At 42.6% G+C, this 21661-nt stretch carries 22 protein-coding genes; 14 read left to right on the top strand and 8 right to left on the bottom strand.

Annotated elements, in window-relative coordinates; genetic code table 11:
- The first annotated feature begins 195 nt into the window (after positions 1–195).
- Positions 196–414: a hypothetical protein gene (locus Q8M62_RS12330; RefSeq protein ID WP_304901081.1), complete on the top strand. Its 219-nt coding sequence runs from the start codon at positions 196–198 to the stop codon at positions 412–414.
- Between the two features lie 145 nt (positions 415–559).
- A complete protein-coding gene (locus Q8M62_RS12325) occupies positions 560–727 on the top strand; it encodes a type II toxin-antitoxin system RelE/ParE family toxin (protein WP_370690560.1) in 168 nt (55 codons plus the stop codon).
- A gap of 418 nt (positions 728–1145) precedes the next feature.
- On the opposite strand, the gene Q8M62_RS12320 is transcribed toward Q8M62_RS12325, so the two are convergent.
- Positions 1146–2024 (bottom strand): SMP-30/gluconolactonase/LRE family protein, encoded by an 879-nt coding sequence (locus Q8M62_RS12320; protein WP_304901645.1) that lies wholly within the window; start codon positions 2022–2024, stop codon positions 1146–1148.
- Between the two features lie 191 nt (positions 2025–2215).
- Here Q8M62_RS12320 and Q8M62_RS12315 point away from each other — a divergent pair, with 191 nt between their 5' ends.
- Positions 2216–3481, top strand: a complete 1266-nt coding sequence (locus tag Q8M62_RS12315; RefSeq protein WP_304901646.1) for an alkaline phosphatase family protein — start codon at positions 2216–2218, stop codon at positions 3479–3481.
- A gap of 60 nt (positions 3482–3541) precedes the next feature.
- Here the strand turns inward: Q8M62_RS12315 and Q8M62_RS12310 are convergent, their stop codons facing one another.
- The 5 genes from Q8M62_RS12310 to Q8M62_RS12290 all read right to left on the bottom strand — a co-directional run bounded on the left by Q8M62_RS12310 (position 3542) and on the right by Q8M62_RS12290 (position 7181).
- Positions 3542–5083 (bottom strand): M20/M25/M40 family metallo-hydrolase, encoded by a 1542-nt coding sequence (locus tag Q8M62_RS12310; RefSeq protein WP_304901647.1) that lies wholly within the window; start codon positions 5081–5083, stop codon positions 3542–3544.
- Between the two features lie 71 nt (positions 5084–5154).
- Positions 5155–5730 (bottom strand): sugar O-acetyltransferase, encoded by a 576-nt coding sequence (locus Q8M62_RS12305; protein WP_304901648.1) that lies wholly within the window; start codon positions 5728–5730, stop codon positions 5155–5157.
- 329 nt (positions 5731–6059) lie between these two features.
- Positions 6060–6428 (bottom strand): DUF6567 family protein, encoded by a 369-nt coding sequence (locus Q8M62_RS12300; RefSeq protein ID WP_304901649.1) that lies wholly within the window; start codon positions 6426–6428, stop codon positions 6060–6062.
- Between the two features lie 171 nt (positions 6429–6599).
- Positions 6600–6986 (bottom strand): PIN domain-containing protein, encoded by a 387-nt coding sequence (locus Q8M62_RS12295; RefSeq protein WP_304901650.1) that lies wholly within the window; start codon positions 6984–6986, stop codon positions 6600–6602.
- A 3-nt stretch (positions 6987–6989) separates the two neighbouring features.
- Positions 6990–7181 (bottom strand): type II toxin-antitoxin system VapB family antitoxin, encoded by a 192-nt coding sequence (locus Q8M62_RS12290; protein WP_304901651.1) that lies wholly within the window; start codon positions 7179–7181, stop codon positions 6990–6992.
- A 193-nt stretch (positions 7182–7374) separates the two neighbouring features.
- Between Q8M62_RS12290 and Q8M62_RS12285 the strand changes: the two genes are divergently transcribed.
- From Q8M62_RS12285 to Q8M62_RS12235, 11 genes are all read left to right on the top strand, one after another.
- Positions 7375–8262, top strand: coding sequence for an EboA domain-containing protein (locus tag Q8M62_RS12285; RefSeq protein WP_304901652.1), 888 nt, complete (start codon positions 7375–7377; stop codon positions 8260–8262).
- A gap of 49 nt (positions 8263–8311) precedes the next feature.
- A complete protein-coding gene (locus Q8M62_RS12280) occupies positions 8312–9223 on the top strand; it encodes a TatD family hydrolase (RefSeq protein ID WP_304901653.1) in 912 nt (303 codons plus the stop codon).
- 3 nt (positions 9224–9226) lie between these two features.
- Positions 9227–10141, top strand: coding sequence for a UbiA-like protein EboC (eboC, locus tag Q8M62_RS12275; protein WP_304901654.1), 915 nt, complete (start codon positions 9227–9229; stop codon positions 10139–10141).
- A 73-nt stretch (positions 10142–10214) separates the two neighbouring features.
- Entirely contained in the window at positions 10215–11369 is a 1155-nt protein-coding gene (locus Q8M62_RS12270) for a 3-dehydroquinate synthase (protein WP_304901655.1), read from the top strand.
- Positions 11370–11387: 18 nt separating this feature from the next.
- Entirely contained in the window at positions 11388–12599 is a 1212-nt protein-coding gene (gene eboE / locus Q8M62_RS12265; RefSeq protein WP_304901656.1) for a metabolite traffic protein EboE, read from the top strand.
- 356 nt (positions 12600–12955) lie between these two features.
- A complete protein-coding gene (locus Q8M62_RS12260) occupies positions 12956–14326 on the top strand; it encodes an alkaline phosphatase family protein (protein ID WP_304901657.1) in 1371 nt (456 codons plus the stop codon).
- Between the two features lie 74 nt (positions 14327–14400).
- Entirely contained in the window at positions 14401–15540 is a 1140-nt protein-coding gene (locus tag Q8M62_RS12255) for a DUF4221 family protein (protein ID WP_304901658.1), read from the top strand.
- Between the two features lie 11 nt (positions 15541–15551).
- Entirely contained in the window at positions 15552–16691 is a 1140-nt protein-coding gene (locus Q8M62_RS12250; RefSeq protein ID WP_304901659.1) for a DUF4221 family protein, read from the top strand.
- 4 nt (positions 16692–16695) lie between these two features.
- Positions 16696–17826, top strand: a complete 1131-nt coding sequence (locus Q8M62_RS12245; RefSeq protein ID WP_304901660.1) for a DUF4221 family protein — start codon at positions 16696–16698, stop codon at positions 17824–17826.
- Positions 17819–18973, top strand: coding sequence for a DUF4221 family protein (locus Q8M62_RS12240; RefSeq protein WP_304901661.1), 1155 nt, complete (start codon positions 17819–17821; stop codon positions 18971–18973). Before Q8M62_RS12245 ends, Q8M62_RS12240 begins: the two co-directional genes overlap by 8 nt.
- Positions 18974–18976: 3 nt before the next feature.
- Positions 18977–20098 (top strand): DUF4221 family protein, encoded by a 1122-nt coding sequence (locus Q8M62_RS12235; RefSeq protein WP_304901662.1) that lies wholly within the window; start codon positions 18977–18979, stop codon positions 20096–20098.
- Here the strand turns inward: Q8M62_RS12235 and Q8M62_RS12230 are convergent.
- Together Q8M62_RS12230 and Q8M62_RS12225 are read right to left on the bottom strand one after the other, a co-directional pair.
- Positions 20095–20676, bottom strand: a complete 582-nt coding sequence (locus Q8M62_RS12230) for an HD domain-containing protein (protein ID WP_304901663.1) — start codon at positions 20674–20676, stop codon at positions 20095–20097. The genes Q8M62_RS12235 and Q8M62_RS12230 overlap by 4 nt on opposite strands.
- The gene (locus Q8M62_RS12225) at positions 20676–21569 is read right to left on the bottom strand and encodes a YitT family protein (RefSeq protein WP_304901664.1); all 894 of its coding nucleotides are present in this window, start codon (positions 21567–21569) and stop codon (positions 20676–20678) included. The genes Q8M62_RS12230 and Q8M62_RS12225 overlap by 1 nt, the downstream gene beginning before the upstream one ends.
- Between the last annotated feature and the right edge of the window lie 92 nt (positions 21570–21661).

Below are 21661 nucleotides of genomic sequence, written 5' to 3'. Positions count from 1 at the left end.
GATCGAGAGATTGGCTTTTTTGTTTTCCCACAGATCACCACGGATAAGGGCACAGATTTTCACTGATAAGGTTCTTTGGGAAAAAATGTGAGTTCTTTTTGTGTGAGAATCCGTGGGAAACATTTAAAAACAAGCCTATTTCATCGTTTGTTGAGAAAAAGGCGAAATCCATAAAAAATGATTTAAATTAACTGTATGAAAATTACATTAGAAATCGATAGTGAAAAGGCTTCAGCCTTCCTCAACTTCATTGGGAGTCTTGATTTTATCAAAATCAAAGTTCAGGAGGATTTTGAAGAGCCTACCAAAGAAGAAATCCTACAAAGCATCGAAGCAGGATTGAAAGAAGTGAAAGATCACCTGGAGGGAAAAATTAAACTAAAAGAGGCAAGAACATTTTTGGATGAGCTTTAAAATACTTTTATCAGATACTTTTCAGAGAAACTTCAAGCAATTAGCAAAGAAGCACTCTTCTCTTAAATCTGACTTATTTAACCTTATTGAATCCTTGGAAAGTAACCCCTCCCAAGGAACACCGCTTGGAAATAATCTTTTTTAAATTAGGGTTGCAATTACTTCTACGGGTAAAGGAAAATCAGGGGGAGCAAGAGTGATCACAATGGTAAAGGTGATCAACCAAGAAGTCTTCCTGATCACAATTTATTCAAAATCAGATCGAGAATCGATTTCCATAGAGGACCTAGAAAAGTTGATAAAGGACTTGTAGCCTGAAAAATCACTCGAAAGGTTGGTCTTTTTTTATTCTCACAGATAGCACAGATTTTCACAGATGAATATGTAATTGTTAATAATCTGTGTTCATCCGCGGAGACCGGATTGGTTCAAGTTTTCAAACTTGGACCCGTCATAATGCAGTCTTCGGACTGCCAAATATTATTTACAATACGGATTAGGTCCAAGTCAGGAGACTTGAACCATTTTAAAATCAGCGAACATCAGCGACTTTTTCGGCGCTCATCTGCGGGAAACAAACATTAGAATCCAGCCTGACCGAAAGATTGGCTTTTTTTATTCTCACAGATAAGCACGGATAAGGACACAGATTTACACTGATGAAAGAAATACAGTGGAAAATCTGTGTGCATCTGTGATTTTAATCCGTGAAAATCTGTGAGAAATAATAGTTAAAAACAAGCCCGATTCGTCTCCAATCCCCCCACTTCCATCTTCACCAAAAACACATCCCCACTCTGTGGATATTTTTTCAAATCCGATTCAGTCATATTTTCCTGGGCCGTGGTGATCAGCATCACATCGAGATTTTCACCCCCAAAGCAACAGGAAGTCACATGGGGAACAGGCAGCTCGATTTTGTCTTGAAGTTTTCCGGTCTGAGGATTCCAGCGATAGACTCCTGAACCTCCATAATGTGCTACCCACAGCATACCTTCCCGATCGATGCACATCCCGTCCGGAAAGCCCAAGTCCTCCGGGATCTCCACTGCAACCCTTCGGAATCTGATTTCTCCTGTCGCCGGATCAAATAAGAATTCCTGAATCTTCCGCGTTGGGGTATCGATAAAATAGAAAGTATCCTGATCTTCCGTCCAAGCCATTCCATTGGAAATGGTCAGGTTGTTCAGTTGTACTTCGGGTTTGAGCTTGGAGTCAATCCGGTAAAGGGAACCTGCCCCCTCTGTGAACTTGGTACTTAGTGTCCCTATCCAAATCCGACCTTTAAAATCAACCTTTCCGTCATTGAAGCGGTGTAAGGGCTGATTAGTCTCCACTTCACACAGCTTTTCGATTTCCTCAGTCTCCCAATCGTACCACACCAGTTTCCGGTCCAAACCCAAAATCAATTTTCCATTTTGACCTTTCAGAACCACCGCCAAATAATGCGGGAAATGCCTGATTTCCAGTTTTTCGGAAGTTAAATGGTATCGATGAAGATTACCCTTTTCGATATCCACCCAGAAAAAGCAACCTAAATCAGCTATCCAAAGCGGGCCTTCACCTAAGTAGCATTGGGAGGAGATCGTTTTAAAGACAGGGTTTTCCAAGGTAATATGATTTAAAGATTGATGTCATGGTTGCTTACTTGTTCAGCAAAAGTAATCTCCCACATAATTTCTGAAATAAAATAACAAATTGAATGATTTATTACCTGATCCATTCCCTTTACCAAAGAAAATGTGATGTTGGCAAATTTAGTCTGCGTTCTTCCGCTTATTTTGGTTAAAAATACCAGCCCATGCTTCATTTCTTTCCGGTAATTAACATAAAAAACAAAGGGGGATGGACTTCAATTGGAATAACGCTCTTTCTTTGTTGTATTTCTTTTTTTGGCTTTTCCCAGGATAAAAAGACGGTTTTCATCATTCTGGATGGAATCCCGGCTTCGGAATTAGAGCGTGTCGAGACTCCAAATCTCGATCAAATCGCTGAAATAGGCGGTTATGCAAGAGCCTTTACCGGAGGGAAAAAAGACGGTTACTCTCAGACGCCGACCATTTCGGCAGTGGGCTACAACTCTCTCCTGACCGGCACCTGGGCCAATAAGCACAATGTTTGGGGCAATGGAATTGAGGATCCAAATTACCATTATTGGACTGTTTTTCGGTTTTTGAAGGAGGTCCGACCGGACGCCAAAACAGCAATTTTTTCAACATGGCAAGACAACCGGACCAAATTGCTGGGAGAAAATTTACCAGAAACCCGCTTTCTGAAATTGGATAAATCCTTCGATGGTTTGGAACTGGATACGCTTACTTATCCACATGATGAGGAACACCTATACATCCGGGATATTGATGATAAAGTAGCCGATGAAGCCTCCGCTTTTTTGAGGTCAGATGGTCCGGATTTAAGCTGGGTCTATTTGCAGTTTACCGATGATATGGGGCATCGATTTGGAAAGAGCCCACAACTCGGAGCAGCTATCCGGCTGGCAGATGCACAGATTGGTAAATTGTGGGAAGCAGTGCAGTATCGTCAGAAGGAATTCGGAGAGGATTGGCTGATCTGGGTGACGACTGATCATGGCCGAAAAGAACCCGAGGGCAAAGATCACGGCGGACAATCCAACTCCGAGCGCGAAATCTGGATGGTGACAAACGCCAAAAGTCTCAATGAACGATTTCATTCCGGCAAAGCGGCCATGGTGGATATTTTGCCATCCTTTCTTCGGTTTTTCAATTTGGTGGTTCCTGAGGAAAGGGAAAATGAATTGGACGGAGTTTCGCTCATCGGTAAAATTTCTATCGAAAATGCAGAATTGATCAAGAAGGGAAGAGTTTGGACAGTCAATTGGAATCCGATAGCGAAAACCGGCCCGGTCAAATTGTATTGGAGCCCCACAGATCACTTTTCACAGGGGGGGAGTGATGACTATTTTCCGCTAGGTGAAACCGATGTCTCTTCGGGCTCATTCCTTATCCCCAGGTGGATTGGGAAAAGGAAATTTTTTAAGATTCTGATTGAAGGCGAGATTAACTCACTGAATGTTTGGAGAAATTAACCAAACAAAAAAATCCCGCCGAAGCGGGATCTTTTATAAAATAGTTTTCGCGAAAAAAAATTAATTCATCCCACCTTTTCGGGTAGGAGATCTTTTGCCAGGCCATTCTGTAGGTTCACCCCTCTGATTGACCGGAATACGCTTTTCTCTTGAAACCATCTCTGGTTCTTCGCAAGCCATATATACCAAAATCGCAGTTAGGATCGCATTGTTTCGCACATCATCAAACACGATTTTATCATAGGTATCCAAGTTGGTGTGCCAAGTGTAATTGAAATAATTCCAAGGCAAAGCGCCCAAATTGAAAGCAGGAACACCCGCTGCAACAAAAGAAACGTGGTCGGTTCCACCAGCTCCAGGGTTTCCAGGGAATTCGGTTTTCAGTTCACGAGTAATGTCTCTTGGTACTTTACTCAACCATCGACCGATGTAATCATAACTGTGTACATATCCTTGACCTGAGATATTCACAATTCTACCAGTGCCATTGTCCTGATTGAATAAGGCTTGGATTTTATCAATCATTTCAGGATGGTCTTCTACAAAACCTCTTGATCCATTCAGTCCTTGCTCTTCAGAGCCCCAGTGTCCAACCAAGATGGTACGCTTTGGATTTGGATATACGGCCTTTAGAATACGCATTACTTCCATCATTAAGATCGTACCGGTACCGTTGTCGGTAGCGCCCGTTCCTCCATCCCAAGAGTCAAAGTGAGCCGATAGCATCACATATTCGTCAGGCTTTTCGGTTCCTTTGATTTCTGCGATGGTATTGTAAGTAGGCTGAACTCCGGTTTCTTTGGATTGCGCATTTAGATTGATTTGTGGCTTTTTACCACTTTCAGCCAATCTATAAAGCAGGCCGTAATCTTCCAGTGAAATGTCAACTGTCGGAACCTTCTTCGTGGAGGCAGAGAAAATTTTATTTGCTCCAAACGCATTCGACCAATAGGACGTGATGATGCCTAAAGCTCCTGCATTTTCAAGAGCAATCGGCAACTGGGTTCGGTTTTTTCCGGTGGAAGCAAGTCGCTTATTCCAGGATTCGTTGATTTTTGTACGCTCTGCTCTTATTTTTTCGATGGATTCTGGGGTTCCATGCTCATCCCAGTTGTAGTCCGGCCGACCCGTGATCTGAGGCACAGAGACCATGACGTACTTTCCTTTAACCGAAGGCAGCCATTTTTGGAAAGCCACGGAATCAGCAAACTCAGGAAGGATAACCACTTCGCCCTTAGCTCCACCTTGTGGAGAAGAAGGACTCCAAGCCAATTGAGTTCCTGCCAATGACCTAGTCCATGGTGCAATCATGTCGATATGAGTGATCCCTCTTTCCCAACCTCTCCATTCTCCCCATTTTTCATTTCGGGCTGGGATTCCCCAAGATTGATAAGTAGAGACAGCGAGGTCGTGTGCTTTTTGCATTTGTGGAGAACCGACCAATCTTGGTCCCACACCATCCATGATTTCATGGGCCAAAACTTCAAGTTTGGAGTTTTCAGTAGCTTCTTTGATGATGGCATCGATGATTTGATTTTGGGCTTGTACCTTGACCGAAATCAAAAGCAACAAACACAAACCATAGCGATAGATTTTTTTCATAGGAGTTTAGTTTAGATTCTAAAAATAAAAGAGTTCGTATTATTTCGGCTAACCGTTGGTGGATATTTCAGTTAAAGCTCCCTCATCACCTGACAGGGATTCCCAAATGCCAAAACATCATCCGGAATGTCTTTAGTCACTACAGAACCTGCGCCGACGGTTACATTATTTCCTATCTTGACACCGGGGAATATCACCGAATTGCCTCCAATCCAAACATTATCGCCAATGATCACAGGCTTGGTGGAGGTGTGATATCGGGTCCTTTCTCCCTCTTGATAGAGGCGGTCGGATGCCTTGAGTGGATGAGTGGCTGTGTAAATTTGCACATATGGAGCGATGAGCCCATTTTTCCCGATGATTATTTTGTTGTCGTCGAGAAACATGCAATTGGTATTGACATAGGTATTATCGCCGATCTCAATGTTGACGCCATAGTCGCAGAAGAATGGAGTTTCAATCCAAACCCCTTTTCCCACTTTTCCCAAGAGTTGGCTTAAAAGCGCATTGCGCTGTACCAGATCACGGCTGTCGCAAGTATTGTAGGCCAAAATTAAGGCTCTTGCCCGGTGGTAAAGCTCAAGGAGTTCAGGATCTCGGGAGTTGTAAGCTTCCCCATCCATCATTTTTTGGCGGTTGGACTTCATCTGTCTAGTATTGATTTTATTTTCATCCCTCCAGAAAGTGGGAGACAATCATCCTAATTTGCACAGTTTTTTTGCCTGTTTGTCTCATGCAAGCCCGATTTAATAAGATTCAGTTTATTAGCTAAAATAGCTACAGAATTAGAATTAAATAAATCAATGATAAAATGAGGGGAATAAAAATAGAGGCTGTCTCAAAAGGACTGAAGGTGTCAGCCTGAGCTCCTGACCAACAAGAGTTGGTCAGTACGAAGTCCATTTACAGCGAATAAAGAAACATTTCGCCTTCGCCCAATGTGAAAAACAGTAGTTAAGAGACAGCCTCTTTTAGATTATTTCGTGAATTCAACCACGTCTGCTGAAACATTTACCTGATGTTTCCAGAAGAGCAGGAAAAAGGATGTTTTTGTGGAAAATGTTTCATTAACCAATGCCTTCGGACTGCCCTGAAGATTTGCATTTTGAAACATATTTGTTCGAGCTGTTTCAACAAGTGATTTTTTACTTAACCCGCCTATACCGAAAACATAGGTTGCATTGGCCTTCCCTTCAATTCTTTCCCCAATTTTAAAGTTGTCTTGAGATAGAATCACTTGTGTGTTTTGCGATTTGAGATTCCCTGTATAAGCACTGTGTGTAGCACAGCTTGACATAACAGATAGGGAGATTCCACAAAGGACAATTTTTAAAGCGTTTTTCATAATTTTAAAAGTTTATAAACAAATATTAAAATTTCAGGAATATAATTGAGTATTTAGGTTTGGTTTTTTTGTTTCAGCTTGGTTCTTAGGGAAATAATTTTGGTGAGGAATAAAATCAAGCAAGTATATTAATCTAGGAATTGAAGAGGAAGCAGGGTTTCCCCTTTTGAGTCACGATATCAACTCAAATTTCAAAAAACCCTGCATCAATTTAAAATGCTTGTCATAGGAGAAAAGTGTAAGTTTTTCTTCAATCACTTGTTGAAGAATAATTAAATCAGGAATGCCGACTTTATTCACTCCATTTTTTAGGTTTAAAATCTGATAGTGGCGAATTAAATCCCAATCAATAATTAATGGAATTTTTTCGAAGGAGATCAGGGAATCAATGACGTCTGCCTTCCTTTCTAGCTGAAGCCTAGGGATCAATTCACTAAGGATAATATCATTGGTAGAAACCAAGTCCTCATCAATGAATTTATCTAATGTGGAGGGTTTGGGCGATTTCAAGAACTCAATCCAAACAGAACTGTCAACCAAAATTGGAGACTTTACCATCATTTATCGATCTCGTAAAACATCTAAATCAAGGTCCAAATCAATAGATCCTTTCATTTTGATAATTCTTTTTCGCTTTGTTTGAGCGATTTTTTCCTCAAGGACTAACTTGATTGCTTGACTTTTAGTCGTTGCTCCAGTAAGCTTCATTACCTCCTCGAGCAATTCTTCGGGTATTTCAATTGTTGTTCGCATAGATTATTGTGCAACATTGCACCATTTATGATGTAATCTAACTGAATTTATGAATACTTCGTTGTGCAAAAGTGTTGCTTAATATGATTTTCATCAGGATTGGTGATTTTCTTCTTCCGTTCCTGTCAAACGGGATGGTTTTTTATTGGCGATAAAGTTTATTTACATCTGAAGTAAACCTAAAATCTGACTGATGGCCTCTGATATTGAAATAAAGAGTTTTCTCAGGAAAATCATTGAAAACCGTGCAGAAGAAAAATCAAGTTCTTGGCTTGGCCAAAAAGCAGAGCAAACAGAAAGTTCAAGCTCCAATTCTACTTTCTTTCTCGCTTTCTCCCAAGCTTCCCGCTTTTTCAAAAAGGAAAATCTTGAACTTAGTACGGAAGAGAAAGACCAAGCAAGAAATCTAGCTCCCGGATTCGATCCCAGCCATTGGGATTTACTCCAAACTGCCCGAACCTGCCTTTTACTTCACTTTCCTCAGGAAAAGGAAAAGTGGTTTACTGCCATCAATCAGCTTTTTGAAACAGGGGATATGTATGAGCAACAGGCGCTTTATGCCGCTTTACCAGTGATGCCTTTTCAGGAAGAATTGCTTTCTCGGGCGATTGACGGATGCCGGACAAATATGACGCTGATCTTTGATGCCATCGCCCTGAATAATCCTTTCCCCGCCAAATACTTCCCTGAGGCCAACTGGAATCAATTGGTACTGAAGTCGATCTTTATGCAGCGTCCACTTTACAGGATACAAAGGCTGGATGAGCGAAGAAATCCTGCTCTGGCAGATATTGCATCGGATTTTGCCCATGAGCGATGGGCCGCAGGAAGGGATGTCATGCCGGAACTATGGCGCTTGGTCGTTCCTTTCATTAATGAAAAATTCGTGGCTGATTTGAAAAAAGTACTTGCTTCTAATGCGCAATTGGAAGTAGAAGCCGGCCTTTTGGCCTTGTATGGTTGTGAGTCTGAGGTAGCAAAACAGTTGCTGCAAGGACACAACGAAGAGGTCATGGCGATCGAATACGGAGAAATCACCTGGGAAAAAATAGGTAGGGATTTTCAGGAGAAAAAGGCTTGATTCCAACCTCATTCTCTAATTTTATACACTTGATTTTAATTCTGAAAAAATGGAAATGTACATAGATCCCCATATCCACCTCGTTTCCCGCACGACGGATGATTACGAAGCGATGCGCAAAGCCGGAATCGTAGCGACTATCGAGCCGGCCTTTTGGTTGGGACAACCTCGAACTGAAGTTGGTTCTTTCAAAGATTACTTCAGCACACTGGTGGGTTGGGAGCGGTTTCGCGCCAGCCAATTTGGGATCGTGCACTACTGCACGATGGGCCTGAATTCCAAAGAAGCCAATAATGTGCCTTTAGCCGAACAGGTGATGGAGCTTTTGCCACTTTTTGCCGGAAAAGAAGGAGTTGTCGCCATCGGAGAGATCGGATACGATGACCAAACCGAAGCGGAAGATCGCTTTTATCGCCTCCAACTCGAATTGGCGAAAGAGGTCAACCTACCGGTATTGATCCACACTCCTCATCGAGACAAGAAGAAAGGAACCACGAGATCCATGGACGTAGCCGAAGAGCATCAGGTGGATCCGGGATGGGTGGTCGTCGATCACAACAATGAGGAGACGGTTAAAGAAGTGTTGGATCGGGGTTTTTGGGCTGCTTTTACCATTTATCCACATACCAAAATGGGTTCGGAGCGAATGGTGGAAATCGTCAAGCAATACGGTCCCGAGCGCATAATCGTGAATTCTGCGGCTGACTGGGGGATTTCCGATCCTTTGGCTGTGCCAAAAACTGCCCATCTCATGCGAAAAATGGGAATCCCCGAGGAGCACGTACGCCTCACCACCTACCAAAATGCGCTGACGGTTTTCGGACTCAGCGGACAGATGGATGAGAACGACTGGCTCAAAGCACCTTCTATTGACCAGACCAAGAAACTGGGGGGAAACTCTGTCCTACGTGGAGGTCAAGTTCCGCGGGTAGAAGGTCCTGCCGACCGAGTTGAGAATTAATCCATGGCCAAACACGGAATTTTCCCTTACCTCCAACTGACCCGCCCTGCTAATGTGATCACAGCGATTGCAGATATCTGGGCGGGTTTTGCCATTGCCGGGGCATGGGACTACATGGCCACCAACTGGATTTATGGAGATCAGCAGTTTTGGCAGAATCTGCTTTGGCTTTCATTGAGTACAATTGGTTTGTATGCAGGTGGAGTCGCCTTCAATGATATCGCAGATGCGGAACTGGATGCCATTGAGCGGCCCGAAAGGCCAATTCCCAGTGGTCGGGCTTCCAAATCGAATGCAATGATCATGTCCACTTTGCTGTTGGTTTTTGGAATTGTTTGTGCTTTTCAGGTAAATCATGTTGCCGGATTTTTAGCTATTGCCGTTGCCGCATGCGCGGTGCTGTATGACTATTGGGGAAAGCATCAGCGGATTCTTGGGCCGATCAATATGGGATTATGCCGCTCCGGAAATTTGCTTTTGGGAATCAGTGTTGCGCCCGAAGTCTTGCAGAAAATCTGGCCAATCGCATTGATTCCTTTGATCTATGTGGCAGCGATTACGATGATCAGCAGGGGCGAAGTTCATGGAAAAAACAGGAAAGCGCTCTTTGCAGGAGGAATAATGTATGCTTCGATTTTCCTGGCCATATTCGGAATGGCCTACCTGGAGAGTCCGGGATACCTGCAAGTCATTCCGTTTTTAGCTTTGTTGGGCTATATGATCTTTCCGCCTTTGGCTAAAGCTATCCGCACACAGGAACCTAAATTCATCGGAAAATCCGTAAAAGCAGCCGTTATTTCGCTCATCATTGTGAATGCTTCCATTGCCGCAGCCTTCTCAGGATGGCCCATTGGGATCATCGTTTTGCTCCTTCTTCCTATTTCCCTTTGGTTAGCCAAAAAATTTGCCGTAACCTGAGGTTTAATTAAACTAATTCCCCGCTCAAATTGTCTTTAAAGCGGAAAATGCCCAATAACCTATTGTCCTTCCGATGAATACAATTCTCGAACAGACCTTTTCAGTTCCTTTCCGATATCCGGTGTGTTTTACCGAGGATCTTTTTGATCCTGAAAACACGATTTTGGCTGATGTGCTTCGGGGAGAACGTGTGCCAAAAGTACTTTTTGTAATTGACAGCGGCGTTTCGGACACGCATCCCGAGTTGATCAATCAGGTAAAATCTTACGCTGACAAATACAAGGATACGTTCACGCTTCCGGCCGAACCTATCGTTGTGATCGGCGGGGAAGCTTGCAAGAATGACGAGACCTTATACCAAAAGATCGTCGAAGCCACCCATTTGTATGGGATTGACCGACACTCTTACATCGCCGTGATTGGCGGAGGGGCGGTGCTGGACATGGTGGGTTTTGCGGCAGCGATTTCCCATCGGGGAATCCGGCTGATTCGCATTCCGACTACGGTGCTTTCGCAAAATGATTCCGCAGTCGGAGTCAAAAACAGCATCAACGCCTTCGGCAAAAAGAACTATCTCGGAACATTTACCCCTCCAAATGCCGTCTTGAACGATTTCAATTTTCTGAAAACGCTGGATGACCGAGACTGGAGAGCGGGAATTTCCGAAGCGATCAAAGTGGCCCTGATCAAGGATTTGAGCTTTTTTGAGTGGTTGGAGCAAAATTCCGAAGCCTTAGCCCGTCGTGAAATGGCACCAATGAAGGAGCATATCATCCGAAGTGCAAAAATGCACATGGACCATATTTCAGGCAAGGATCCTTTTGAATTTGGCTCGTCCAGACCATTGGATTTTGGACATTGGGCAGCGCATAAGCTGGAAAAGCTGAGCAACTTCCGCATCCGTCACGGAGAGGCAGTAGCAATCGGGATTGCCTTGGATTCTACGTACTCTTTTTTACAAAGAAGAATTTCCGAAGCCGACTTGAACCGGATTATCCAGGTGATGAAAACCTTGGGGTTTGAGCTTTTTGCGCCTGAACTCCAGGGGGAAAGTTTGATTCAAGGCCTCAAAGAATTTCAGGAGCATTTGGGAGGTCAATTGACAATTATGCTTTTGGAAAAACTGGGAAAAGGCATCGAAGTGCACGAAATGGACGAGGAATTGATTCATAGATCTGTAGCTTTACTTCAATCATTTCAGGAAAAGGGTAATTTGATTCCCTCCTGATTTTTTTAATTTCAACTTATGGACGTCAAAGGGTTTCATCTGAGCTATTGCAGCAATATCCATCCCGGTGAAAGCTGGGAGGCCACTTTTCAGAATCTCAAAATCTACATTCCGGAAGTTCGGCAGCGTTTAAAAGCGGAAGGTCCTTTTGGAATCGGACTGAGACTTTCCAATGAAGCCTCTTTGGCTTTGGAAAGGCCCGAGAAACTCAGGGAATTTCAGGATTGGCTGCGAAAAGTAAATGCATACGTCTTTACCTTGAATGGTTTTCCCTACGGAGATTTTCACCGGCAGATCGTCAAGGAAAAGGTCCATTTTCCGGACTGGACTACCACGGATCGCAGGGATTACACCATCCGTTCGTTCAGGATTTTAGCCCAACTTTTACCTCCGGGGTTAGACGGGGGAATTTCCACTTCACCGATTTCCTATCGGCATTGGTTCAAAACCACAGATGCGCTTAACCAAGGCATGGAAACCGCTACCCAACATCTGCTGGAAGTGGTGGAGGAATTGGTGAATATTCATCGGATCACCGGCAAACTCATGCATTTGGACATTGAACCGGAACCGGACGGCGTTCTGGAAAATTCCGATGAGACAGTTTCGCTGTTTTCAGATTGGCTTCTTCCAAATGGGAAGCCCTGGCTGGCTCAAAAGTTTGGAATCACGGAAAGTGAAGCCGAGGAACTGATCAAGAGACATATTCAGGTTTGCTATGACGTTTGCCATTTTGCAATTGTCTATGAAGAACCTGCAGATACATTTGCCAAATTTGAAGCAGCGGGAATCCGCATCGGGAAAATCCAGATTTCGGCGGCCCTGAAAGTCTTGATTCCTGAAACTCCAAATGGAAAATTCAGTTTGGGTAAAAAGCTGTTATCCTTCGTCGAGTCGACCTATCTGCATCAGGTGGTTGCCAGAGATGCAAAAGGCATGTTAAAGTCATACTCAGACCTCCCTCAGGCCCTTGAACTCTTGCCAGAGAGCAAGGAAGAAGAGTGGCGGATTCACTTCCATGTACCTGTTTTCTTGGAGAATTACGGTTCTTTTTCTTCCACGCAGGAAACCATTTCAATTGTACTCAAAGAAATTTTATCCAATCCAGAAATCACCCAACATCTGGAAGTGGAGACCTACACTTGGGAAGTTTTGCCGGAAGATACCCGATTGAGTTTGGGAGAATCTATTGCCAGAGAGTTGAGTTGGGTGATTGGGGAGATGGGGTAAGGGCTTGGTGAGAAGTGAGTTGTAAGTTGTAAAAACAGTATATCAGTTTAAAACTGAACACTTGACCCACGTGAGTTGGGAAATACGAAAGGTGATTTTATTGGGCTTCGACTCCGCTCAGCCTAACAATCGTGTCAGGCTGAGCGGAGTCGAAGCCATTAGAATTTTAACCTTTGAGGTTTATTTCAAACCCTCAAAGGTTTCAAATGAAAAGTGAACAGATTAACCATTAAGAAATTAAGGGAATTAAGTTTTGGAAGACGAATAGTCTGAAAAGTGGGATCAAGCGCTTGACTAGCATTTCTTAATTTTTTTAAGTCCCTTAATGGTTCAAATCCCTTTAGTTTATTAAGAAAATGAAAAAAACCGTTGTCCTTGATATAGTTGCCCTGTCTCCCCGAGTTATCGGTGAGCATACGCCTTTTTTGAAAAGCTGGATTGACTCCAAGCAAAGAGCGGTTGTCGAGCCTGTTTTTCCGGCAGTGACTTGCTCGGCACAGTCAGTGTATTTGACCGGAAAATGGCCATCTGAAAACGGAATCGTGGGAAATGGCTGGTATTTCCAGGACGAATGTGAAATCAAATTTTGGAGACAATCCAATAAGCTGGTGCAAGCTGAGAAAGTCTGGGAAGTGCTCAAAAAGGAAAATTCGGAATTCACTGTTGCCAACCTATTTTGGTGGTACAATATGTACTCCAGCGCGGACTTTGCAGTGACGCCAAGACCGCTCTATCTTCAGGATGGGCGTAAAATGCCGGATTGCCATTCCCAACCGATGGAGCTCCGCGAGCGGCTTCAAAAAGAGCTCGGTCAGTTTCCGCTTTTTTCGTTTTGGGGGCCAAAAACTACCATCGAATCCAGTCGCTGGATTGCTGAGGCAGCCAAAAAAATCGATCAATGGCATAATCCCACGCTCAACCTGATTTACATTCCGCATTTGGATTATGGACTTCAGAAGTATGGGATTGATTTTGACAAGATTGGAAAAGACCTTCAGGAAGTGGATGACTTGGCGAAAGACCTGATCACCTATTTTGAGAAGCAAGGAACTCAAGTCTTACTCCTTTCAGAATATGCCATCACCTCGGTAAGCAATCCTGTTCACTTGAATCGGATTTTCAGGGAAAAGGGATGGATTCAGGTGAAGGATGAATTGGGAAAGGAGACGCTCGATGCCGGAACTTCCGCAGTTTTTGCGGTAGCAGATCATCAGGTCGCGCATGTCCATGTGAATGACAAATCCAAATTAGCCGAAGTCAAAGCGGTACTGGAAAAGACACCCGGAGTGGAAAAAGTGCTGGACGAAGCCGGCAAAAAAGCTTACCACATTGACCACGAAAGGTCAGGAGATTTGGTTGTGATAGCAGATTCAGAATCTTGGTTTACCTATTATTTCTGGTTGGACGATGCCAAAGCGCCGGATTATGCACGATGTGTGGATATCCATCGCAAACCCGGATACGATCCCGTGGAATTAATCCTGGATCCCAAGATTAAAATTCCGTTGCTGACGGTTGGGTCAAAAGTTTTGAAGAAAAAACTGGGCTTCCGCTACCTGATGGATGTGATTCCTTTGGATGCGACATTGGTGAAAGGCGCACATGGGCGAATTCCTGAATCCGACTTGGACAAGCCACTTTTTGTGTCAGGTTCGGCAATTAATTCAGCTGAAAAAATCCAACCTACTGAAGTCTTTGATCTGATATTGAGAGCGGTGAGAGGATAATTTTACAAAAAATAACTTTGCTTATTCTTTGATCTTAGTTTTCCTGAGCTAGTTTAGTAGTAAAATTATTTACTATGAATAGACTAGCTTTTTTTGCCATTTCTTTGATGGCTTTTTCATGTGGGTCAAATGACTCCGAAAATTCCACTCCTTCAAATGTTCTGGAGGACATCAGTTTTTCAGTTGACACGATTGTAGTCAATCCCGGTGAAGAAATTATCAATTTGGCCTCGGGGCTTCGGCTTTCGGATCTTTCCCCCGATAAGCGGACCCTGTATCTTTTGGATGACAAAGACAAAAGTGTATCCGTAGTCGATTTGGAGGGGTTGAAGCTCTTGCGAAAACTATTTTTTGAGAGTGAAGGTCCCAATGGAATAGGGCAATACCTTTATGCTGTTCAACTACTTCCGGATGAGCAGTTTCTTTTCTCCGGTTTTCAGAATACCGGGATTTATTCCTTCCAAGGTGAAAAACTGGAAACTATCAAGGTTTCTGCTGCTGATGTGGAAGGAATGAATGAAGCCGATGAGTCCAGTATTTGGAATGGACTTAGGATTTCCAGCGACAAAAAGTATCTTTTTTCAACTCCGGGAAATTTCTTTGAAGGTACCCGAGATTTGGTTGTTGTGGATTTTGCAAGCAAAAAAGGGAAAGTCATCGATATTCCAGCCATGGACATTGCGTCTGAATTTCGGATTGTGCTCCGTTCGGATGAGATGATGTCTGTTTATGTGGAGGAGATTTCTCTTCAGGAATTGAATGGTAAATTAATCATTCAAACCACCGCCGGAAGTGATACTTACCTTTATGATTATACCGCCGATTCGCTCAGGTTATTAACATTCGACCACAAACTAGTTCTGAAAAAAAAGGAAGGAACGGTTCGAAATGAAGTGACTTCACAAAAGGAATTCGAGGATGAAATGGGCAAGTTGAGTTCGCAAATCAGCTTCGAGAAGTTCATTTGGGACGATGGCAGTAAGCGATATTTCCGATTTGCTAAGATTTTCCATCCAAAAGTGGACGACAAAACTCCTCGAAAGGCTGATGTTTTTCTTTTTGCATACGACCAAGATTTCAAGATGATCGGTGAAGCCCAACTAAAAGACTTTACAAGTGTCCCTGCTTATCCATTCTTCAAAGACGGCAAGCTTTGGTCCTATGTCAATGTCGAAGACGAATTGGGCTTTGCAGTGATTGATTTTAAATTTTAACCAACTACAACATGAAGTTAAAACCAGTTTACCTGATGATTTTGGTGCTTTTTTCCTGTGGGGGAGAAGGCGAAAATGTAGAAAAAAAAGGAACAGTCCTGGAAAATTTCAGCTACACGGTGGATACTGTTGTGGTCAATCCAGGTGAAGAAATCATCAATCTCTCCCGAGGGCTGGGCACTGCGGCTTTAAGCGAGGACAGGAAATATATCTATCAACTTGATGTTGCCAACACCAAAATCAATCAGATCAATCTGGACAATTTGATATTGGAAAAGCAATTTCCCATGGAAAAAGAAGGTCCCAACGGCATTGGGCAGTATGTTTTTAGCATGCAATTCATGGACAATGGAGATTTGTACATGGGAGGATATAATTCCAATGGGCTATTCAATTTGCAGGGTGAGAAAGTAAAGGACCTCAATGTAAAACCTGAGGAATTGGCTGGGCTTGAGAAGGTGGAAAGTAACTTGCTCACCTCTGGGCTGAAGTTGACCAAAAATGGAAAGTATATGTTTTCCCTACCAGGTGATTTTTTAGGAGAAACCATTGATTTGGCAATCATTGATGTGGAAAATAAATCCGGGAAGCTCCGCAAAATCCCGGCAATGGAGACTGCTTTGAAATACAATCTCTCATTTCGAACAGATAATATGGTTCAATATTATGGAGAGTCAATTACAGTCAACTTAATTGAAGACCAAGTTTTGATTACAAATTCGGCCAACAACAAGATCTATAATTATAATATCGAGCAGGACTCCCTGTACCTGATAGACTATAATTTTACGCTGACTCCAAACGAGAAAGATAAGCCGATCATTCAAAAAGTCACCTCGGAACAAGCCTTTAAATCTGAGCAAGAGAAAGCTCAGATGCAGATCTACTTTGGAAATCTCCTTTATGACCGCGAGAATAATCGTTTTTTTCGTTTTGGGAGAATTTGGGGTCCACAGGTGGAGGAAGGTCAAATCCGTAAAGGAGAATTTTTTCTGTTTGTTTTTGACAATAAGCTAAAACTGATTGGGGAAGCAAAATTGGAAGGAATCAAAGACATTCCCTATTCGGCATTTTTCAAAGACGGCAAGCTTTGGAATTACGTCAATGTGGATGATGAATTGGGTTTTGCGGTGATAGATTTTAAGTTTTAAGATGATGAGAAGACTAATAGCACTGATTTTCCTACCATTGATTTTTTCCTGTGAAGGTAAAAAGGTAGAACAATCACAAATTGAGTTTTCCTACTCCACGGATACGGTCTGGGTAGATTCCAAAGACTTATTGTTGACAGTGGATGCTGGACTGCGGACTATGACTTTGGCTCCGGATGATCGCTACTTATTCTTTTATAATGCGATAGAAAAGCGATTGGATAAGATTGATCTGGATACTTACAAAATCGAGCGATCTATTCAATTTGCTTCCGACGGACCAAATGGAATAGGATCTCTTTCGCTTTTTGATTTGCATGTCACGAATCAGGAGGATTTTTACTTCTCTTCCTTTGATGGAATCAGAAAAATGGATTCCACAGGAAATCGCCTCAAAATCTACAATTGGGATGTGGAGGAATTTGTGTCCAAAAATATCCCTGCCAAGACGATTGCAAGTTTCAGTGGAGACTACGATTCAGAAGGAAATTTTTTCGCTGGTGTCTATGGAGTATCCCGTGGTGGAAGGTCCTCCGGAGAAGGTTTGGTCTTGATTGATTTACTCCAGCAGACTAGCAAAACTTTGGAGGTTCCTTTATTAAAGACACTTGAAGATTTCAAAATTGTCCTTGAAGCTGAAACCAACATGACGAACGGAGATGAATTTCATCTTCAACTAATAGATGATAGAGTTTTGATCAGCATCAGCCCAGTTAATGTTATTGCTATTTATGACCTGAAGACGGATTCGCTTTATCAAAAAAGCTACGCGACGGCCTTGCTTCCTGCGGCTAAACCCGGGAATTTTCCCCGAAAAGTGAATTCTATGGACGCATTGAAAGAGGCCGTAAAAACCAAATTTTACGAACCCACTTTTGGGAAATTCACCTATGATCCTATTTCCAAAACCTTCTTTCGTTTTTCCTATTATCAAAAGGAAACTTCAGCGGGAACCAATGAACAGACTGTTGTCCTTTCCGTATTTGATCAGGAGCTAAATCTAATTTATGAACTGGATAAGGCCCCAAATTTTACTGGGAATGTCTTCTTTAGAGAGGGCTATATACACAAAGGAATCAATCAAAATGATGAACTGGGTTTTGTAAGGCTTAAACCAAATCTGAACGATGAATAAGCAACTCCTAATTGGTGTTTTGATGCTTGGATTAGTTTCTTTTTCCTGCGGAAATAGCAAAAACACAGGTTCCAATACTGAAGGAAACATGCTGAAAAATCTCAGCTTCACCGCTGATACGGTCTTGGTGGATCCGGGAGATTACCTCCTCAATCTCCAATTTGGCTTGCTGAAAGCTGACTTTTCTGAGGATGGAAAGTATCTCTACCACCTGCATCCTTCCGATCAAGTCCTTTCGGTCATCGATTTGGATAAGTTGAAAATTGAAAGGCAAATCCAATATGAAAAAGAAGGACCGAATGGAATGCCGGATTTTGCCATCACAACACAATTTTTAGGAGGAAACAAGCTGCTTTTTCTGGGGATGCAAAATACCGGAATCTTCAATCTTGAAGCTGAAAAGTTAACCTCACTAAACCGTGATTCTGTCAAACTGGAAGGAATAACGACTGAGAAGGACTACACCTTCTTCTATCAATTAGAGGCGGCCCCAAAGCATAACCTGTTGTTTTCTATACCTAATAATGTTGAATCGGCACAGTATAGTCTGGCCATTTTCGATATGGACTCCTTAAATGGGAAAGTCATCGGATTGCCTGAATTTGGCTTTTTATCAAATTTTGAATTGATTTTTCGTGAGGGAAGATCCTCCTCTACAGCCAATACAGCAAGCGTTCAATTGAAAATAGAGCAGGATCAAGTTTTTATTTATTCTCAGGGTACAAGTAGCCTCTACCTATATGATATCATAAAGGATTCACTGGAATTTAAAACCTATAAACACCTGCTCGTTCCTAATCAAAAAATTTCACCAGCATCCAGAGAATTTAAGTCCAGGCAAGAGTTTGATGAAGCTGTCAACTTCACTAGAGATCAAATATCATTTGGTGATTTTCTGTGGGACGAGAACCGAGGCCAATATTTTCGGTTTGGGTCTTTCCGCAAACCAATACTAGATCCTCAAGCTCCTCCAAAAAATGAAGTCTTCCTTTTTGCCTATGATTCAGACTTTAATCTCCTTGGAGAAGTTGAACTCAAGGAATTAAACTTTCAGCCTTCTTGGCCCTTCTTCAAAGACGGCAAGCTTTGGTCCTATGTCAATGTGGAGGATGAATTGGGCTTTGCGGTGATGGATTTTAAATTTTAGACTATGAAAAACGCAATTTTCTTATTCCTTATCGTCGGATTCGCCTCCTGTTCTTCTGAAAAAAAACCAGGTGAGCGGCAATCCCTGGACTTTTCCGCAGAACTTGACACTGTTCAAGTCGATGCCGGAGATGAACTGCTCTATGTCAATTGGAGTCTGACTTCCTCGGGAGAGTCTCCGGATGGTAAATACTTATACAATTTCAAGCGGACCAAACCCGTCGCACTGGAGGTGATCAATCTGGAAAACCTTAGCCTGGAAAAGATCATTCCGATGGAATTGGAAGGGCCAAACGGTTTGGGTACTGAATATATTTCAAAGGTTCACCCTACTCCTAAAGGCAGCTTTATTTTCCGGGATGGGTATCAGGTTTCTACCTTTGATGCTCAATTCAATAAAATCAGCTCCTTCCGACTGGATAAAGAAGAATTCATTCTAAAATCACTCCCCGAAGGACGTCGAATTTGGCTGGATCAAGCCATGTCGGGTGATGGAAAAAAATTAGCGGCATTTTATGGAGGGCAAAAGATGACCGATCCGAAAGAAGGCGTGATTGTGGTTGATTTTGAAGCACAAACGGCCCAAATCTTCCCGATGGAATCCTTAAGTTCTTGGTTAAAATATCAGACAACATTCCTCTACAATGGTGAACACCCAGTCAATGCCACTTTTCCTCCTAACAATATTCTGGTAAAAGGTGACTCCGTGGTCTTTTCAATCGGTGCAGAAAATAAAGTTTACTTTCTGGATTTGAGGACTGACTCAATCAGCTCCAAAACGTATGAAAGTCAATTTACCAGACAGGTATCCGAAGCTGCTTTTCCTGAAATAGTGGACTCTGAAGCCGAATTTCAGAAAATTTTCGAAGCAAAACTGGATGAAGTCCGCTATGGGAATTTTCACTTTGATGAAAAAAATAAGGTATTCTGGAGGTTTACCGTGGAGTCTCCAAAAGCAGTGCTTACCGCATTTTCTCCTGAATTTGAGCAACTTGGCGAAGTACTTTTGGATGAGAATTTTAAACTTCCCTCAAAAGTTTTCGTCCGGGATGGGATGATTTATACCTATCTCAATCAGGATGATGAAGTGTATTTTGTGAGGCTGAAGCCTAAGTTTAAGGATTAAACCAAACCTAGCCTTTTCTTCACGGTCAGCAAATTTTCCTGCTTCTTAGGCTCGCGGTGCTTTTGGCAGTACTCGGTATGGAAGTGATGCTTTTGCATAAAAACCAACTGCAACTCGTCCCAAGCCTGCTCCGTGAAGTCAGGATTAAAGTGCTTGAGTTCTTCAAAAAGTGTTTTGCCTATTTTCTCAAAAAGATCCGTACCCAAATATTCCAGATCGGCATCTGCCAGAATATTTTCTAAAAGCGAGGTAGGACTCTGAGGGATTTTGGTAGCCATGATCATCCCATATATTTTTTGCAAATCATCGGTAGAATAGCCTTTTTCAAGATAGCCTCTAGCAATTTTGCAACCCTTCTCTTCATGGTCTTTGGGATTATCGATAAAGCCAGTATCATGAAAGAGTGCCGCCAGCTTTAGCAAGTGAAGATCTTTTGCGGAGACCTTCAGTTCCCTAGCAAGGAAAATTGCTTTATCTATCACATAGGCCGTATGATCCAGATTGTGATAAGTCAGGTGCTCAGGCAATTTTGCCAGGATTTCCTGATAGACCGTATGTTGGATTTCTTCAAATACCATCAGCTGTGCTTTTTACCGACCCGTTTGATCACTCCTCCTTTTACTTCCTTGATTGTTTGTACATAGAAGAATGCCTTCGGGTCTATTTGTTGAATAGCTTCTTTCATACGGTGAACTTCCAGCCTTGTCACCACTGTCATGATAATATCACAGGGATGTTTGATATGAAATGTTTCTGGAAGATAACCTCTTTCACCTTTATAAACTGATATCGCCTTTCCAAATTCTTTTACAATTAGTTCTTTTACTTTTTCATGCTCCCGCGAGATGATCGTCAAGGCGGTATATTCCTCAAATCCTTCGACCACGTAATCTGTCATTTTGATGGCGGTGAAGTAAGTGAGGATAGAATACATTGCAGGTTCTATGCCAAAGAAAATCGCAGCAAACAACATGATGAGCGAATTCAAAAAAACGGTAATCTCACTTGCCGAAAGCGGAGAGTTTTTTTGGACAAATTCGGTAATCACCTCAAAGCCATCAATCAATCCTCCACCACGGATAATCAAACCAATCCCCAATCCCATCAGGATTCCTCCGAAAACAGCACTCAGGACAAGGTCACTGGTGATGGCCGGAAATTTGAAAAACTCCAGCACGATGACCAGCAAGAAAACCGAGAAAGTGGATTGAACAGCGAAAGTCTTTCCGATTTTTTTCCACCCCAACCATAAAAACGGAATATTAATCAGAACCAAAAGGAGGTTGATATCTATGCCGTATTGAAGATTGACGATAATGGCAATACCGGTCACCCCCCCATCCAAAAATTTATTGGGAAGCATAAATATCTGCAAGGCCGCGGCCGCGCAAAGAACCCCTGCAATGATGTAGACGATGGAAAATGGATCAAATACAGCTTTCCAGTCAATGTTTTGCCTGGATGAAATCATTCCAGACTATTTTTCAAAAAGTTCATGTATAGGCTATTTTCAATTTTGTAAAATTTAAGCAAAATCCCCCTTCTCCCAAACAGTCTTATCGG

Source organism: Algoriphagus sp. (assembly GCF_030694375.1).
Classification (GTDB): domain Bacteria; phylum Bacteroidota; class Bacteroidia; order Cytophagales; family Cyclobacteriaceae; genus Algoriphagus.
Note: the sequence above shows the minus strand (reverse complement) of the source record. Positions and strands in the feature narration are given on the sequence as shown.